Source organism: Bradyrhizobium altum, from assembly GCF_020889705.1.
Classification (GTDB): domain Bacteria; phylum Pseudomonadota; class Alphaproteobacteria; order Rhizobiales; family Xanthobacteraceae; genus Bradyrhizobium; species Bradyrhizobium altum.
Genome location: NZ_JACMYP010000058.1, coordinates 1 through 18021, shown reverse-complemented (window position 1 = coordinate 18021; position 18021 = coordinate 1). Strand labels below are relative to the sequence as shown.

The window sequence follows — 18021 nt, the reverse complement described above, 5'->3', positions numbered from 1 at the left end:
TCGCGATTGGCAGCTCCCCATTACCGGCTTTGCCCATAAGACAGGTAATGGGTGACGCCCATTACCTGTCGCAATCGGCATTGCCCGAAGTGCCAGGGCTCGGCGCGCGCGCAATGGCTTGCCGAGCGACAAGCCGAACTCCTTCCCGTGCCGTACTTCCACGTCGTTTTCACGTTGCCGGCGCCGGCCAGAGAGATTGCTTTCCAGAACAAGGCGGTGGTCTATGCCATTCTGTTCCGCTGCGCGGCCGAGACGCTCACCACCATCGCAGCCCACCCCAAGCATCTCGGCGCTCAGCTCGGAGTGACCGCCGTCCTCCATACCTGGGGCCAGACGCTGCAACACCATCCGCATACCCACTGCGTCGTGCCTGGTGGTGGACCTTCGCTCGACGGCACGCGCTGGGTCGCTTGCCGGCCCGGCTTCTTCCTGCCGGTGCGCGTCCTCTCCCGGCTGTTCCGCCGCCTGTTCCTGCAAGAGCTGCAAGCTACCTTCACGGCCGGCGAGTTGGGCTTCTTTGGCGATCTCACCCATCTCGCCAATCCCGCCGCGTTCGCCCAGCGCCTCGATCAATTGCGACGGACCGACTGGGTGGTCTATGCCAAGCCGCCATTCGGCGGGCCCGAACAGGTGCTGGCTTATCTCGGCCGCTATACGCATCGCGTCGCCATCGCCAACAGTCGGCTGATCTCGCTTGCCGATGGCAAGGTGAGCTTTTCCTGGAAGGACTATCGGCAGAATCGTAAAGCCAAAGTGATGACGCTTGATGCCGATGAGTCATGCGGCGCTTTCTACTGCACACCCTGCCGGACGGCTTTCATCGCATCCGCCACTATGGCTTCCTCGCCAATGGCGGACGCAACAATAGAATCGCCCTCTGCCGTCAACTCCTTGACGTTCGTAACGCTCCGACTGATCAAGAAGCCGGCGACACCAAATGTGAGATCCCCGTCTGCCCGCATTGTGGCGGCACCATGCGGCGCGTCGATGTCGTCCCGCGAGCCTGCCCGCGCGACCATCCGTTTCGTTGTGACACGTCATGACCAGCGCCTGCACCATCCACCCGTTCCGGGATCACCTTCTCGGTGGCAACGTTCGATGTCGCCGTGCCCGCCCTCGTCACCGCTCACCCTGTCAGTCACTCGGCCGCGCATCACAGCGCAGCAAATCGCTCGCGGCATCGCGCTCTCGGCCCAAGCAATGGCGCCGCTCACGTCCGATCAATATCGCGCCGACGCGCGGCGACCACAGGCGCGCCTTCTCCGCAGTTGGACCAGCTGCACTATCGCCATAGCGCCCACAACTCCGTAGCTTCGTTCAATCCGGCTTCTATGAGGTCGCACGCGCCACCGCGCGCGCGGCTGGCCTTTGCCCCGCGACCTCACAGAACCCTCAAGATTCCCAGAGGAGACAATTTCTGATTCAAACTCCATGCTGGGGAACGGGGGCCAGCATGGATGACGCGACCCTATTCGGAAGACCTTCGCGAACTCGCTCTGGCGAGGGCTGACGCTGGCGAGACGGTTCGTTCGATTGCAGAAGCGCTTCAGATCAGTCCTTCCTGTGTGACGAAGTGGAAGAATCTGCGGCGGGAGACCGGAGGCGTTTCTCCCGGCAAGATCGGCGGTCACAAGAAGCCGGTTCTGTCCGGCACCAACGCCGACTGGCTGCGCAAACGCATTCGCTCCGGACCATTCACTTTACGGAAGCTGACGCAGGAACTGGCTGCGCGCGGGATCAAGACAGACGTGCGGGCGGTATGGACGTTCGTTCACGCCGAGGGGCTGAGCTTCAAAAAAAACGCTCCGGCCCGCCGAACAAGACCGCCCCGATATCGCGCGTAAACGGACGCGCTGGAAGGCCCATCAGGGCAGGATCGAGGCCTCACGCCTGGTCTTTATCGACGAGACTTGGATCAAAACCAACATGGCGCCACTGCGCGGCTGGGGACCGAGTGGGCAGCGTCTTGAAGCATCTGCGCCTTTTGGCCACTGGAAGACCATGACCTTCATCGCAGCGCTGCGCCACGACCGGATCAGCGCGCCCTGGGTCATCGACGGCCCGATCAACGGTGAGCTCTTCACGCTCTATGTCGAGAAAGTGTTGGCGCCCACCTTGGCAAAAGGCGAGATCGTCATCCTCGACAATCTCGGCAGTCATAAAGGCAAATCTGTCCGCAACGCCATCCGCGACAGAGGAGCGCATCTACTCTTCCTGCCGCCCTATAGCCCCGACCTCAACCCGATCGAGCAGGTCTTCGCCAAGCTCAAGCACCTGATGCGAGCCGCGGAGACACGTGATGTCGAAGCAACTTGGCGCAAGGTCGGCGAACTCCTCGATATCTTCTCCAAAGAGGAATGCGCCAACTATTTCAAAAATTCAGGCTATGTTTCCATATAAAAACATCATACTCTAGCACCGACCATGTCGTATGATCTGAACATTGTAGGCGCGTGCCATATCAGTCATCGTATCTCAATTTCGAAAGTCGCATTGAGGCTTTGATCACGTTTCGTTCGATGAATTAGTTTGCGGCGAACAGTTGCTCGCCGCAAAACGTCTAGCCAATAGTTCAGAGCCAGGCCGGCCACGTTCTTATTTGACTTTGAACTGCTCCAACGGCCAATGAAGAGTTGTCCGCGCAACACCATTGTCAAAGCCGCCGAAATCAAGGCGTGCACCGAATTGGCTGACATAGGCGTGGCAACGCGCAAACGCGCTCGGCCAGGCGTGCGGATTAGCCGTATGCATGTCCTTGGCTTCAAGCAGAACTGCAACTCCGTCAGCATCCATCTTGGTCTGAATTCCGACGCTGGCTCCTGAAGGAACCGCGTTGATTACTTCTGAAACGGTTCTTTGAAGTGCAGCCTTGAAAGCGTATCCGTCTGCCAACACTAGATGGTCCTCGCTGGGATCGACAACGATCGTGTATCCGTGCCTTTTGGAAGAGACGGTAAAGTTGTTCGCAATCTCTTTCGCGATTGTATTTGGATAAAAGTGTTCAGCGACTTGCACATGTGCATCAGCATCCGCAACCGCGATCATGTCACTTAAAACATTCTTAAGATGGTCAGCGTTGGTGATGATTGCAGAAACATAGTCTCTCTCTGGCTCCCTCAAGCGAGCGCTTACTTTGAGAAAGTGTGCGATTGCCGCAATTGACCTGACCGGCGTCATAACGTCGGGTGTCAACTCCTGCATCATGCAGGCAAGACCATACGAAGCAGGCGCGCCGTAGTATTGCTGAGCGTGCACAGGCGTTCTTGAGGCAGCAGCCTTGGCTCTTAGATCAGACAGTTCGCTCGAAAGAGCACGCTCTCTCTTCTTTAGTTCATCAATCTTACGCTTATAAGCTGTGACGTCAAAAGCAAGCCAGTACGTATCGTTTCCATCTTCCCTTTCGATAAGCCGTCGCGTGCATCCATCTAAGCTCGTTATCTCACTGAGCTCGAAATCAGAGTTCTGAACCTTCGCCGCCAGACTTTCTCTGAACACCGTCGCCGGCATCTTCCGTAGCTGATCGACGCTGGTCTCCAGTATCAACGCAAAGGCAGCATTGCATCTCACAAGTCCATCGGTCGAACTGACGGCCGCTATGGCGCAGTCCGGCTGGGTCCAAATGAATGGCAATGTCTCGTTTGGAGCAGGAGAGGGCACCTTGCCGTAATCGGCCAGAACTTTTCTGCCCGCCTCGGTGATGCGGATAGTGGCTTCCCGACCGATGGGAATGCGATCAACGAGCCTTGTCGCGGCGAGCTTTGAAAGTATGTGAGAGAAGTTGGAATCCCTCAGACCAATCTCCTTCAAAAGCTCGGCGCGTGAGCACTCACCCTTGCTCTTCTGCAGCAAGCTTAGAACCTGAAGATGGTGCTTTCCGAGTTTTAGCTTTCCGCTCTCACTGGCAACGTTGCTGGATGTCTCCAGAAAATCCGCGAGCGTGGTTAGCCTCTCGGCTATCGCCGATTGGCGTGCTCGCAAAAGCTGACGGACACGAAGAATGAGGTCGGCCCAACGGTCGAGACGCGGGCCCTTATCTCCACTTGCCACGAAGGTCCAAACCGCGTTCCGGAACGCGGTGTAGACCGCCTCGTCGGCCGATCCGGCATCTTTCGTCGCCTTAGACAACTCTAGGAAGGTATCGCGCAACCGAGGAAAAACCTCGTCAGGATTGGCCTGGGCGCTCGCGATAGTGTCCAGAAGCCGGTCAAATTCGATTGTTCCGGTTGCGTAAGACATTGAAATTGCTCACTTTTCCGAATGATCGATCTTTATCAGGCGACACTTGAAGACGCTTTAATATGGGTACTCGTTCCAGTAGTCCATATGTAAAGTATCTTCAAATATTGTAAATCTCCCATGGATTGCACTTTTCCAAGTCTTTGACCTGGATCGTCAGATCGTCGCACCTTGCCAAAACGTAGCCCAAGGGCTCGTCGCCCGTGGCACGCTCCGAATAGAATTGCTGCACAACAAGTGTCCGTGTCTTCTGTTTATCCATATATTCAGCGGATCTTCTGACGTGGCCCGACATCGTTCGCTCGTTTCCGCACGAGGGGACCAAGACATAATCCACGTCGAGATCGGCATAAGGCGGATCCTCACTCGTATTGCAAAAGTCTAGGCAAATGCCGAATGCGAATATCGCGTCGGGCAGGATCAGGATCTGAAGCTCGTCCCCAAGCTGGATCGACTCAACTTGATCCCCATCGCTGTACTGAAGAAGCTTTCGGTGTTGTGCAATCTCCTCTCCGTAGCCGCTTAGGATCGAGCAGATGTTAAACCGTTGTTTTTCGATCTCTTCGTGACGCGAACCGGCCACCAACACGCTGAGGTCACATTTCCATTCGCCCGTTCCGATCGCGTCCCGGATCTGCAGCAGTGTGTCGCGCGTGATCGTAAGCTCCGGATAGACGATGCCGTGACATTCCGAGCTAGATGCGACAGCAATGTGATCGCGAATGGTGGCGAGCTGCCCTGGGATACTGACGTCCCGAATGAAGAAGCCATCAGTATCGTGACCAACGTCAAACTTCATGTTCTCAAACAGCCCAGCTCCAAACGAGAGCGCCTGCCGCGCCGCAGCGCGTTTCCGTCCTCGCGGATCGTCTGGCAGAAGGAGCCTTACCCGATAACCTTTGATCAGGCGCGGGAAAACGCGGGAGGACACTAGCCCTCTCCTGCGAAATGATTGCTTGGTCGCTGCAGTCCGGTGCCGTGGTTTCCTCAGAAGGATGAAGGCTTCGGCCTTTCCATATGTCGCGAGACATTGGTTCTCATGACGGATGGGCTCGTCACCAGAGATCTCGTGAAGCGCTGCTTCAAGCGCCCTTATTCTAACTGCAAGAGCATAGAGGAGCTTAGTTCGCTCGGCGACTGAGCCAACTACTAGCGGTAGGTTGGTGAAGAGCTCTTTGGCGGTGATGTCCTCGGCTGCCTTTGCCAGGTCCTCTTCCTTGAACTGTCGGAAAAGATCGCGAATCGAGCCCGGAGACTGGTCGACCGTCCGCCATAGGGCGTAAAGGGCGTTTCGCGTCGAGACGACGTCTTCTCCGAACGACTTTTCAGCAAAAGCGACGGCCTGTTTTACGTCCGAAAGCCATTGTGCTTCTAGCAATTTGATATTTGGCATTTAAACACGATAAGTTGCGTCGGGTCACGCTGGCAACCCGGCCATGGAATTCATGGACAAAACGTCGTGCAAGGATTCGCGTCAAGAGAAGTTTAAGGCTCAGAGTTAGGATTCAATTGCTTTCGCTATCGCACACTACGCGCTCCGAACATTTTTCTCGACCGGAACGACCTCAATGTAAGGAAACAATCGATTATATTGCACGCAATTTGACGGCCGGCCCGAATCGTGACCGATCAACGTCTACTTCAGACAGAGATTGTTCATGCCGATAGCCGCCAACAATGTCGTCGCAGCTCTGGATAGCCGCCAGGTCGTCCGCATTGAAGCCGTTCACCGCGGCTTTCTCTACCAACATCTTTACGCCGCAGCCTGTTTGTTCGGTGCAGCAAAAAGTGGCGCGACTAAAGTCGTAGTGGAGCACGACGAGGATATCGAGCTCATAGGTGTTGATCGCCAAGTCTACCTTCAGGTTAAGACCCGACGAGCCTCGCTCGTCTTCGGCGATATCGACGATGCACTGGACCGTTTCGCTGCGATACGCAAGGAGCATGCAGCGGGGCGCCGTAAAGGACGTCCCTTTTTTGCAATCATTGCAAACGTCTCGCCCGGTCCTCAGCTGAAAGAGCGCCTTGCCGAGCCAGGCTGGCCGGCGGATGTTGCGGTTCTTTGGCCTGGTGGTCCCTTGGCGACCGGCAAAGGCCTTCCGGCTCCGCAAGTCGACGTCAATTCCATGTTCGCAGCCTGCTGTGACCTGGCTCGGTCGCTGCCATTCGCGATGCTGGCCCCGGAGACGCTTGTCTGGAAGCTTGCTGGCAGAGTCATGCACGCAGCGGCGGGGCTCGCGCCGCACGCCGATCATACTTTTGAGACGGCGGAGCTGCCGGGTATTTTCGAGCAACTGGTCATTCAGCTGCAGGATTTTCCTGCGCCCCCGCTGCGCTACCGCCCGCAGGACAGCGAGCCACCACTGATTTCGTCCGCTCGCGTCCGGCTGATCACCGGCTTCTCGGGCGCAGGTAAGACCTCCTGGGTTTCCCAGACGGCACTTCATGCCACACACGCGCTGGCGTACTTCAATGCGAGTGAAGTTCCCAGCACGGCTCTCGTCTCGACCGTGGCGCGGGAGCTTGCAGCGCGTCTGTTCTCTAGGTCTGGCGGAAAACTCGGCGAGATACTGTTTCCGGGCGCGACCAGCCCGCAGATATTATTCGCGATCGGCAAAAATCTGACCGACATTGATGTGCGCGCAACTGTCGTGATCGACAATGTTCATCGTGTATCCCATGAAGATGTTCGTTCCTTAATCGACCTAGCGCCCCACGTTCATTTTGTCCTGCTCGCGCAACCTGGGCCGGCAGTGGGGGTGTTGCAGGCGATCCTCAATGTCGTTCCCGAAAGTTTGGGTGGATGGACGAATGAGACCATCGCCGCCGAAGGATCGTTTCTCGGATGTAAAGGCGACTACTCCGCCTACCAAAGATTGCAGGTGCTGACGGCGGGCCTGCCGCTGTACGTCCAAAACGCGCTTCAAATTTCCGCGAATCATTACGAAGGAGACGTAGCTCGGTTTTGCGGCGAGTTGGAGGGGCGGACGCATGCCGTGGAAACTGCACAAGAGCTAATCTTATCGCGTGTCTTTGAGCAGTTTGGAGATAGCGATCGTCGCGCGATCGGTGCGCTAAGCCTATTTGACGTGCCACTGAGTCGATCCGAGGCGGTAGCAGTATTGAGCGACGCCTATAGCTTCAGCGAGCGGAACACGGCAACGCTTTTGCGGAAGCTGCAGGTCGCGGGTGCCGCGCAGGTTTTTGGCGTCGACCACTTCAAAGTTCATGACGCGATGCGGCTGCTTGGGAATTCCTACCTGGACGATCTTGGGCCCGACGAGGGTCGTCGAGCACAATTAGCCATCAAGAACTTGCTCGTCGATCAACTGCCCAAAAAGAAATCGATGCAGCGCGTTTCGCTATTGCTCCGTATGTTTGTCGCTCTTGGAGACACCGAGCCGCTGATCGACATGGCGACGGACGAGCTGTTTCATGAACTCGGCTATATGACGGAGGTTGCCGCTTATCTCGAAAATCTCGCAGGTTCACCCGAGACGAAAGCCATCGACCGCTTTTGGGCGCTGGACGGACTGGCTTTCGCAGATTTCAAGAAAGGAGACCTCACGCTTCTCGGTCGACGGCTCGCATTGATGGAGGAACTCATCGAAGCCAACAACCTGGGATCGCGAGAACGGCACTCGCAATGAAACGTGTCAACAACTATGCGAGGAATGGTTATTCAAACCGCGCTCACGAGGCCATGGAACACGTTATCAACGCTGTCCCGGATGAGCCAAATTACCTTCGTATCGCCAAATACAATTTCGCACGCGCCCTCTTTTCTCTCAAAGATTATTCAGATTGTTCGAACATAACGAGCGCTCTAATTCCTGAGTATTTTGATCTGCTCGGGTTAACTCCGGAGATGGTAATCGGAACCAATCCGGACAAATTGATGCCGCTGCTGAAGGATGGGGAAAGCCAAGCTGACGATCTCAAGCACTTGGCGGATACGCTCGATCTTCATGCTATGGCCCTCAATCGGATGGAAACGTTTTCTGGGCTTTCTCGCATTCACGCCATGAAGTTCTACTCCATGGCAAACGCGTTAGATTCCTTCGTTCGCGTCGGACAGGATTTAGCTGACGAATTTCTGAGCCGATTTGACTACGATGGCGCCCTCGATGTGTTTGAGCGCAATTTGCTTCCCGCCATTCGTAGCAAAAATCTGATGGGCCATGTCATTCCGGTTCGAAGCCACTACGCAGTTGCGCTTGCCTATGCCGGCAAATTCGCTGCGGCTGACGCCGAGATGGCTCGTCTTATGCCCTATGAGCAGGGTCTCTCGCCGCAAGGACGTAATGAACTGCAAGCTCAGCGCGAAATAGTAGCTGGTCTCAAATTGAAGGCCCCGCCTCCGCAGTGGCAATTTCCTCGTCCGATCGGAAAGTATCCGGTCAACGCAAAGTGCTTTTGTGGGTCCGGCAAAAAGTTCAAAAAGTGCCACGGACGCCAAGTGTAGAGTTAGACCTTCCAACCGGCGTAAGAAGCATCGGCATCTTGAGCAGTTGTCAGACTTGGGGCGCTTCCGCTCCTTATCGTGCATCGCCAGGGACAGATAGATGAGAGCTGCTGCGAAAGTCTCAGCAGCCGGAGAGTTCTTCTGGAAAAGTCCTCGCGCTGCACTGAATAGGCGAGCGTGACTGATTGCACCAACGTGTTCTCGGGCCCCACAACCCTGGACGCGACACCTAGCTAGGCCGGCTCTTCGAGCGAAGCGGCTCGCCACGCGGGTGATCCGACAGGACCGCCGCCTCCTATATCTGGCTGCTTTTGTCACTTAAATGACATTGGCGGGAAGCTCGCCGCATGCTCGGTTCGCGCCGTCTTCGGATTGTAGCGGTCAGGCGCGCCAGCGCAGATGCCAACGTTACCTCTGTTCAAGAGCGAAGTGGCCGCGACCAGCGCCAAATGTTCATGTGCATTGATGCAAGGGGCACAAAATCACAACTATACAAACTGATCGATCGAGACCAACGATAGTCCGCAGCTACCGGTATCCTGTCATTGAGGCTCTGGTCCCGATCGCACACGTCCGGCCGCCACATCGCGGGGTGTAAGTATCACGACCTCGAAAGAAAGCTTCAAGAAGCTGCCGCTCTCGAACGCGTCTGAATCCTCATTAGCGTTTGAGAGAGACGTCGATCAACAACCCATGAATACCAGTCGGCACCAACACAGAGGGAAGCGGGCGATGGTGCGGCTTTTTTGCGTCCCATGCGAATGAGTGAATAAAAAATGCGCCAAGTGGATGGGTCGAAGTGGAAAACATCGAAGTCACGTTTTTGGCAATCCGCAACGAAAATCTCTTGACCGTCCAACGGAATATATCGATAAATCGCGCCACTACTACAGGTTCAGTTCTCGATTTTTAGCGGGCGCCAATAGCGTCTCCCTCGTCAATTTGTTGCTGGGACGCCCTGAATCGGCGGCGTAATTCTTTCGATGAGAGCCGGTACGAATTTCTGGAATACAAGCCTATTTTATTGCTCAGGGCCATCTCCGTAGACAGCATGGGGAAATTGACGCGATGACTGTGCGCGAGCAGCTCTTTTCATTGTTGCGCAACCTCCGGTGGATCATCGTTCTGTCGGTGGTCATTTCAGTTTTGCTGTACCTGCCGGATCAGATTCAGGAGCTCTACCGGATAGCCGCGGACGACATTGGGTGGGTAACCGTCAAGGAGTTCATCGCCCTTGGTGTAATTGCGCTGACCATTTGGGCGGCCGCTTTTCAGCTTACAGCCGCAACCCTGCCTCATATCGCGCCCGCTACGGGTCGCCTGGCCTTCTATATAAAAGCTGCACCCGTTGTGCTCGGAGCGCTGCCGATCATCGCCGCGGCGGCAGGTCAACTCGCCTCGCGGCCGGTTGAAAAGATCGGAGAGGTCGAGGAAGTCGGAAGCATCTTCCGCATTCAGGACCAGGCGCTCGCCTTCGAGCGGAACATTCTGGTCATCCTCGCGTTCGCGATGTTGATCCTGCTCGCCTCGTTTGTCGTATTCGCTTGGCGGATGGGATCGAAAGGTCGTTCGATTGCGCTCGCGAGCCGGGCGAACAACGCCTATTTCACCCGCTACAGGTTTCTCGCGCTCACGATCGGCGTCATCGCCCTTTTAACGAGCGCCTTCGTTGTGCTTCCGGACCGGCTTGCACAATCCGTCGGGTCGTTCGGCGTGATCGCGCTCTTTACGGTGTGCGTGGTTGGTCTCACCACCCATTTTGCGCTACTGACGATCAGGTTCAGTTTCCCATTTATACCGGTTGTCTTTGGGGGCTTGTTCCTGGTTGCCTCCTTGTTCGGAAGCGATGGCCACGGCCTGCGCACCTCGGCGGAATCAAGCGGCCAAGTGGAAGAAAAGCGCATTGCTGCAGTTGAAGCATTTCGTGAGTGGCTTCTGCAAAAACCGCGGGTGGCTGAGGCCAAGAGGCTCGGAGAATATCCCGTATTCATTGTGGCTGCCCAAGGCGGCGGCATCTACGCAGCCAACAATGCGGCGCGCTTTCTGGCCAGGATGCAGGATCTCTGTCCGGCATTTCGGCAACATCTGTTTGCGATAAGCGGCGTTTCCGGGGGGAGCGTCGGTTCGGCAGTTTTCGCGGCTGCGCTTCACGCCGACAATGCGCCACTTGATGCGATCGCTCCCGACGCAAAGACATGCCCGAAGATCGCAGACTTTCTGGCCGGCGTCGGCCGGGCCGAGGATATCGATGCTTCTGGACCGGTGGAACAGCGGGTTGCAAGCGTCTTGGAGACCGATTTCCTCTCGCCCTTGGTCGCCGGCTTTCTATTTACCGATTTCACCCAGTTGTTTTCTCCGGTCGCTATTCCGAGTTTTGATCGCGCGCGTTTTCTGGAATACACGCTGGAGAATGCTGCGGACAGAATGCTCAAGGCCCAAAAGGGCACCGGCGAGCAATCCAATCTGCTAAAGGCCGACTTTCAGTCACATTGGACACCTTCCAACAATATGCCGGCGCTGCTGTTGAACACGACAGACGCCGGTAGTGGCAAGCGCGTTGTCATCTCTCCCTTCGATATCGATCCACTCCACGCGAAGGACAAAGACCTTTGTATTCTCTCGAGCCTTGAGCGCGCGGGCACCGGGGTCGATCAAACCGTCAAGAGCCACTCGCTGCGGATTCCGCTGAGCGCTGCGGCGTTTATGAGCGCGCGGTTTCCATGGGTGACGCCGGCCGCGACAGTGCCCTTGAAGAATGATTGCGTGACCGCCAATCCGCAGGCGCGTCTGGTCGACGGCGGATATGTCGAGAATTCGGGAATAGAGACCGCGCTCGATTTGATTGAGCGGCTCAACAGTATCAGGGGCACCTCTGACGCGCCAAAATTCCGGATTTATCTGTTGTCGCTCGTGAGCGGTCAGTTCGGAGATCACGGTTCCTTCATGTTCGGTGAGCTCATGGAGCCGGTGCGCGCGCTTCTGAGCACACGAAGCTCTCGAACCTATGTTGCGCTCAATCACGCCAACAATATCGATCGTGGGCCAACGAGTGATGTAACTCCCAGCGTGCAACGCTTTCCAACGTTCGGCCGTATCGACATAACAGGCAGGTTTTACAACCTGCCGCTTGGTTGGACGTTATCTCAGAAGACCGAGGATATCATCTCGCTAAGCAGCGGCCGCTTTTGGGATTGTGTGCCGAAGGACGACTTCGATCAATCCCGCAAGAAGCAAAGCAACGCGGATTGCTTGCAAGTGAAGCTGTTTCATCTCTTGAACGGATCCGTCACATCCGCATTTGAAGCGTTGAGGGACGCCAAGCTTGCAAAGGCTGCTTACGCCGATGAGCTGGAGAAGGAATACCGGCCCACTCCAAAGATCAAACCGCAGCCGCTACTTGCCTGTTATGAGAGCAAGTGGCTGCAGGAGCGTGGCTATCAAAAATATCGGGATAAAGTTGCTGCCTACGAGCATCAGCTGGCGCAGTCGATCAAGGATCATTCGCCGGCTCCTGCACCCGTGCCGCCATATCGAAAGAGCTATATGGCGTATTTCCAGGCCGAGCAGGTCAAAGCCTTGCTGCAGGAATGGGACCGCATCAAGGAGACCGATCTGCGTGTCCTGGCCTACATACTGGGGGCAATCTCCTACGACAGCGCCGATTTTACACGCAGCAGCGAAGACTTCTCTTACAGCGCCGTCTCGCAACTGCCGCGCAAATGGCGCGATCGAATAGAAAAGAACAACGCTGACCTAGTGGCCGCGAACAAACCGCCCGTCGGTATGGACGCATTGCTCAACCATCCCAAGGAACTGGCCAACTTTGTTCTTGGTTACGAGGCTAACCCGTTCGGAAACCTGCCTGATACGGACGACGGTTGGCTGTTTCGGCCACGAGGGATGTATCAATTGGTGGGACGCGAGCAATATCAGGAAGCGCAGAATCAAATGCAACAGGTTGGCGAGCTGCAGGGGCTTGATCTCCTCGCGCTTCCCGACGCACTACGTGATGCGAAAATATCCGCCAAAGTGGCTTTCGCTCACTTTCGATTCCATCCCTATCAGAACCGAACGCTGTTCGAGCTGCTTAAGGATCCTTCGAAGGACTGGATCGCTGTGCGCTCGTTGCAAACCGACATGGAGCATGGTTCGGGCGATAGGGAGCGTGTCAATGCAAGAAGCCAGATGTTCCTCGGCTGCATTGAAGAGGCGTTGCATCCTACGCAACTCAAGAATCTGCAAAGCAAATTCTACGGCAGCGAGTGAAAGCTGCTGGTCCGCGGCTGCGCGTCGCGGATCGGAGAATATGTGTTTGAAGTCAGTGCTTTCGACGCCGGACTTTCGATCCTTGAATCTAAGAGGGGAATTGCCGACAATGGCAAAAGGTAAAATCTGCCGGTCGAAGCGTCGTCGGCTTCTCACAAGGCTGTCCGCAGCGGGGCTACTATTCGCCGTTGCTTGGTGTGCGAGCACAGCCCTGGCCGAGACGCCGTCAAAGCCGCTTTCGGCCAACGACGTGTCCATCCTGTTTCCTCCACCCAAGTCGCCGGCAGATCTCGGTGGTCTGATCGCGGTGTCCGATCTCGCCGGCCCCACGGGGTCTGCGCAGCGGCTCTTATCCGATGCGGATTTCGCGCGTTTTATTGCAAACGCCGAAAATCCAGAACGCGAAGGTGTGCCGGACTCAGGCGTGGGCCGCATTCACTTGCCCGAGGCTGTGAAGAAGATCGACGCCTGGTTTGTTGCCGGCATCCGGATCGACCCGGGAGCACCGGGATTATCTGCAGACGTCATTGCCCAATTTGGCCGGCAACCGCAAATCCGCCTGATCATTCAGCCGGTGACCAATGGACCCCAAGGGTTCAAGGTCCATGACACTGCCGGTCACCTTATCTTCAGTTTTAACCTGGAAGGCGATCCGCCTCTTGATGGTTGTGCACCATTCCCGCGCTTCAAACCTGATGACGAAGCTTTCAAGGCGATCGTCCGTGACGTTGCGTCTTTGCGTGATCAACTCGCGGCGGGAAAGTTCGGCAATGTCAAAGTCTCAACTGCCGGTGACATGAATGTGCATCCGGGCCTCGTAGGTGCATCCGCAAAGCCGTTTCGTGATGCGATCAAAGCCTTGCTGGAAAAGCATCTGTCGCCGCTGCGCCTCAACACAATGGCTGTCATGGGCATTTCTCCGCCCGAACCCTGGGTTTTCGTCTCGATGCTAAGGGTCCCCAAAGCCGGTTTGATAGCGGTGCCTGGCCCGACGCTCGATGGCGTCCATGCCGCACAGATGTTCAGCATCGTCGGCGAAACGCACGTCGTCCCTCGACCTGTCACGAATAACCAAAATCCAACGACTTGTCGCCACGCGGCGCTGCAGACACCTCCCTTGCCCGCTGCAAATCGTAAGGGCGTTTCGACGGCCGATTTTATCGATGCCGACGTTCCCAATAGCCGCGTCCTCGAGATCGTCAATGTCATCGCGGATCCCAAGAAGAGCCATTTCTTCAATACGGACTGCGTGAGCTGTCACACCGAGACGGCGCAGCTACTCAAAAGGAAAGTGCAAGGCTTCACGGTGCCTGGCGTGAACCGAGCCGTTCTACCGAAAGAAGACTGGAATGTTCGCAATTTCGGGTGGTTTCCGTCGTTCTTGCATGGTGGCCCGGCGGCCGCGACCATAACGCGACGCGCGGCAGCTGAGACCGCTGAGGTCGTCACCTTCATCAATCGCCAATTGTTGAACAAGTAATAAGTGCCATTGTCGACCGGCGCGTTCGCGCGGCCGACACGCGCTATTTGAGATTAGGGAGAGGTTGCTATGGGGGCACGTTCGTTCAGCTCTTGTGTCGGCGGTCGGCTGAGGCGGTCGCCTCACATCGTCAGTCTGTTGTTCGCGATCGTGTTCGTCGTGGCCGCGTCAATAGCCATGGTGTATTTCGCGCCGGAGAAGCTTCGCGATGCGGCGCTCAAGATCAAGAATGGCTCAAATCTGGTTGCCCAATTGCTGCCGGCGACATTGCCCGCGCCATCGAAGATCGATAGCGCATACTGGCTGCCGCAGAACTGGAGTTCGCGAGAGCGTTACTGGTTCCACCACACGTCCCAAGGCACGGCGACTATTCCCGTCCCCTATCGATGGTTCCTGGCTCTGGAACGTCCTGAGTTATCCATCCATTACACGAGCTTGGCGGACAACGAGTATCTGCGGCGCCTTGGCTTCATCCCAAGTCCGAGCTCGAAGGACTTTGCCGCTAACTCACCAGCATACGGCTATCACGAGGACGCGTCGAAGGACGTGAGCTCCCCTTGGACGCCAAGCACGCCTGACAATCCAAATGGTTTGCCTGTAGGCTTCGCAATCCTGAAGGGGGGCGTCGACCCGACGACGGGAGCCTTCTATGAAGATCAAGTCGGGCTAACCTGTGCCGCTTGTCATACCGGTCATCTCGAGTACAAGAATGTCAGCATTCGCTACGACGGTGGGCCAGCGATGGTCAATCTCGGCGAGGTTGAACGGGTCATTGGGCTGTCGATCGGCTATACGCTGAAATTGCCGTGGCGGTTCGAACGCTTCGCCGACCGGCTGGAAAGCATTGAAGGTCGAAGCATTGACCGCAAAAGACTTCGAAGTGATCTGGAGCTCGCACTTCAAAAGATCAAGAAGCAGAAGATCGCAGGCGATAGCCTTTTGGCGGGGCAGGGCGTGACGAATCTCGACGAGGGTTTCGGTCGACTTGATGCCTTGAACAGGATCGGGAACCAGGTCTTCTACACCAATTTTCTTGATCCGGCGACCGGAGAACTCCCAGATCCGGTCCTCAAGGGCAATTTCGCGCGCAACGACGCACCTGTGAGTTTTCCGCCAATCTGGGACACGCCCTATTTTCTTTGGGCGCAGTATGACGCTTCGGTTCTCAACGAGCTTGTTCGCAATTCCGGCGAGGCGCTCGGCGTCAACGCCAAAATCAATATGAAGGCCTCGGCGCCCGGACGGCCGCTTTTTAAATCATCCATCCATCTATCGGACATTGCGCGTTTTGAGGAGCTTTTGCGCGGCACTGATCCCTTTTCGTCGCCGGAGGCAAGCGGCAGGAAATTCAGCGGGCTTGTCGCGCCCCGATGGAAGGACGCGCAGGACAGGTTCCAAGGCGACCCGGCCTGGGCCATTGACGAAAAACTCGTTGAGAAGGGTCGCGATCTTTATCGCTCGCATTGCTTTGAATGCCACCGAGGACCGGTCAATGACCCCGCGTTTGACGCCAAGTGGCCGGAAGATTCATTCTGGAAGCCGGAGAACCCGGATCGCTCTGCCAAGGGCGAGAAGAACTGGGTGGAGATCGGCGGACGCCATTATTTCAATGTTGTTCAGCTACCGGTGAACGTGATCGGCACTGATCGTCAACAATCCAACGTCCTGACGACGCGGCGCGTTCACTTACCCGGCTCGCTCGGTCTCAATCCGATCGAGGATCTGAACAAAGCCTGGGGCTGCGGCCTTCCAGCCGATCGGGCGGCAGATCCCTTATTCGTGCTCGCGCTGATGGACGTGGTGGGCAAGACGATCGATCAATGGAACATTGCGAACGATTCTTCCGAAAAAGCCAAGCAGCAGATGTGGGGGCCGAGGAAGAACTGCCAAAACCCGCGAGCGTACATTGGAGCGCGGGTGACCCGTAACGGCAAGGACGAAGATGTCCTTGCTCTTGAACCTCAATACCGAGCACGGCCGCTCGACGGTGTTTGGGCGACGGCCCCATACCTGCACAATGGGTCCGTGCCGACGCTCAAGGACATGCTATTGCCGCAGGGGCGGCGGCCGAGTTCTTTCTGCGTTGGCAGCCGCAAGTTCGATCCCGTCAACGTCGGACTTGTTAGGAAAGTTCGAGCGAGCGAGGCCTGCGCGGCTGGCCTGACAGACTTCAACGTTTCGCTGCTTGGGAACAGCAATCGCGGGCATTCGTTCGAGGGCACAGAAACCGATATAACGAAGCTGCCGCCCGGCGTCATCGGTCCGGAATTGACCGACGCCGAACGGCGAGCACTGCTTGAGTATCTGAAGACGCTGTAGGGCAGCCGTTAGTCTGGAAGCTCGGCGCTCGCCGTCAGGCTGCCAAGCAGGCCGAGGTTTGGGAAGAAAGCTGTTCCGTGCTCTCATGGGGGTATTGCGGGACATGTCACTAAGTGCGCTGCAAAGCGAATTGCGGGCTTCATTCCGCGGATCGGACACGGCGCCGTCCCGATTCGATTGCCAGTAGCGGCCGAACCGACCGTAGCTTCGCTGATCAATCAATCAGGCAAGGGGAGCTCTGGTCGGCAGCGGTGGATCCTTGATGTTCTTCGGTGCTGTTAAGCGGGAGGGCTCGTGCGCTCGAGCTCGGCATAGAATGCGCAGACATCTACTCGGAACGTCAATTGGATCCGTGGACGATCTGCGTATTCGGCGGAGCTTTGTCGGGCTCGCGAGATCGAATAGATCGTCGATCATGATGGCACGCCGCGAGTGGATATCTGAGCGGATAGATTCAGCCGCGAGGCCCTGCTTGGCGCCGAGGAGGCTATCGAGCTATCGAACGACTCGTCCGAATGTGGCGGAAATCTCGCCAAGGATATCGGGCTTGATGACACGCTGCGCCGTTTTATTGTATGGATCGCGCAACCTTAAGTGAGGAATGCAGAAAGCCGTGTCCTTCCGTTTGGCCGACGATTGATAATATTTATGTCGTGAAGCTCGCGCTTGCGGTGTAGCCATTGCATCGCTCCATAGGAGGAGACCTTCTATGCTCGACTCCGAAACAACTCTCCGTCGAGTTCTGGATGAGGTTTGCAAAGGGCTGTCCCGTCATGAGATTGGTATCCGAACGCATGTCGCTTCCAAAATTCTACAAGCCGCCGCTCGAGGCGAGACGTCCGTCGATGTTCTCAGGCAAGTCGGACAGAACGCATTGACCAGCGCTCCGTCGATGTGGCTGCAGCAAGGTTCCCGTCGGCATTCATCGGAAGGTAGCGGTGCCGGCGAACCTGCCGGCTCGACCAAACAGGATTAAGCACGCAGATCGAGATCCATCAGCAAGATGCCCGTGGAACCGGAAGCGTTCACGGAGCGCACCGTCGTGGAAGCAGATCCGAAACGGGTGGGCTTACGCGAGATGGCGTGGGGTCGCGTAAGAGACGTTGTCTAACGCTGCAACATGCGGGCCTGCCGAAGCGGACCGCGTGCATCGCGATTGACCAGGGCAACGCCGGGAAGAGCGTGGACAGCTTGCGAGCCGATAACACGACCAGCTCGAGTGCGAGCATAACTATTCTGGCCGAATGAGATAGCG

General features: G+C 56.6%; 8 protein-coding genes and 1 pseudogene. 7 read left to right on the top strand and 2 right to left on the bottom strand.

Translation table 11 applies throughout. From position 1 onward, the window contains the following. Positions 1 to 63 precede the first annotated feature (63 nt). Together H8B02_RS16770 and H8B02_RS16765 are read left to right on the top strand one after the other, a co-directional pair. Positions 64 to 1043: pseudogene (locus H8B02_RS16770) on the top strand (IS91 family transposase); the annotation flags it as partial. Positions 1044 to 1457: 414 nt separating this feature from the next. Then, positions 1458 to 2400 (top strand): IS630 family transposase gene (locus H8B02_RS16765; RefSeq protein ID WP_229167244.1). Its coding sequence is split into 2 segments (ribosomal slippage): positions 1458 to 1793 and positions 1795 to 2400, totalling 942 coding nucleotides; the frame shifts between segments, so codons are not numbered across the junction. 195 nt (positions 2401 to 2595) lie between these two features. On the opposite strand, the gene H8B02_RS16760 is transcribed toward H8B02_RS16765, so the two are convergent. Together H8B02_RS16760 and H8B02_RS16755 are read right to left on the bottom strand one after the other, a co-directional pair. Further along, positions 2596 to 4236, bottom strand: a complete 1641-nt coding sequence (locus tag H8B02_RS16760) for a winged helix-turn-helix domain-containing protein (RefSeq protein ID WP_229167243.1) — start codon at positions 4234 to 4236, stop codon at positions 2596 to 2598. Between the two features lie 100 nt (positions 4237 to 4336). Further along, positions 4337 to 5629, bottom strand: a complete 1293-nt coding sequence (locus H8B02_RS16755; RefSeq protein ID WP_229167242.1) for a hypothetical protein — start codon at positions 5627 to 5629, stop codon at positions 4337 to 4339. Between the two features lie 265 nt (positions 5630 to 5894). On the opposite strand from H8B02_RS16755, the gene H8B02_RS16750 reads away from it, so the two are divergent. The 5 genes from H8B02_RS16750 (at position 5895) to H8B02_RS16730 (ending at position 16766) form a co-directional block, all read left to right on the top strand. Further along, complete coding sequence (locus tag H8B02_RS16750; protein ID WP_229167241.1) at positions 5895 to 7886, top strand: ATP-binding protein; 1992 nt, start codon at positions 5895 to 5897, stop codon at positions 7884 to 7886. After that, a complete protein-coding gene (locus H8B02_RS16745) occupies positions 7883 to 8701 on the top strand; it encodes a YecA family protein (protein ID WP_229167240.1) in 819 nt (272 codons plus the stop codon). Before H8B02_RS16750 ends, H8B02_RS16745 begins: the two co-directional genes overlap by 4 nt. Before the next feature lie 1068 nt (positions 8702 to 9769). Further along, a complete protein-coding gene (locus H8B02_RS16740; RefSeq protein ID WP_229167239.1) occupies positions 9770 to 12967 on the top strand; it encodes a hypothetical protein in 3198 nt (1065 codons plus the stop codon). Positions 12968 to 13076: 109 nt separating this feature from the next. Then, positions 13077 to 14447, top strand: a complete 1371-nt coding sequence (locus tag H8B02_RS16735) for a hypothetical protein (protein ID WP_229167238.1) — start codon at positions 13077 to 13079, stop codon at positions 14445 to 14447. Positions 14448 to 14585: 138 nt separating this feature from the next. Next, positions 14586 to 16766, top strand: a complete 2181-nt coding sequence (locus H8B02_RS16730) for a di-heme-cytochrome C peroxidase (protein ID WP_229167237.1) — start codon at positions 14586 to 14588, stop codon at positions 16764 to 16766. Positions 16767 to 18021: the final 1255 nt, after the last annotated feature.

Coding starts and splice junctions, on each gene's coding strand:
- H8B02_RS16760 (WP_229167243.1), bottom strand. CDS start 4,236: ATGTCTTACGCAACCGGAACAATCGAATTTGACCGGCTTCTGGACACT.
- H8B02_RS16740 (WP_229167239.1), top strand. CDS start 9,770: ATGACTGTGCGCGAGCAGCTCTTTTCATTGTTGCGCAACCTCCGGTGG.
- H8B02_RS16755 (WP_229167242.1), bottom strand. CDS start 5,629: ATGCCAAATATCAAATTGCTAGAAGCACAATGGCTTTCGGACGTAAAA.
- H8B02_RS16735 (WP_229167238.1), top strand. CDS start 13,077: ATGGCAAAAGGTAAAATCTGCCGGTCGAAGCGTCGTCGGCTTCTCACA.
- H8B02_RS16750 (WP_229167241.1), top strand. CDS start 5,895: ATGCCGATAGCCGCCAACAATGTCGTCGCAGCTCTGGATAGCCGCCAG.
- H8B02_RS16745 (WP_229167240.1), top strand. CDS start 7,883: ATGAAACGTGTCAACAACTATGCGAGGAATGGTTATTCAAACCGCGCT.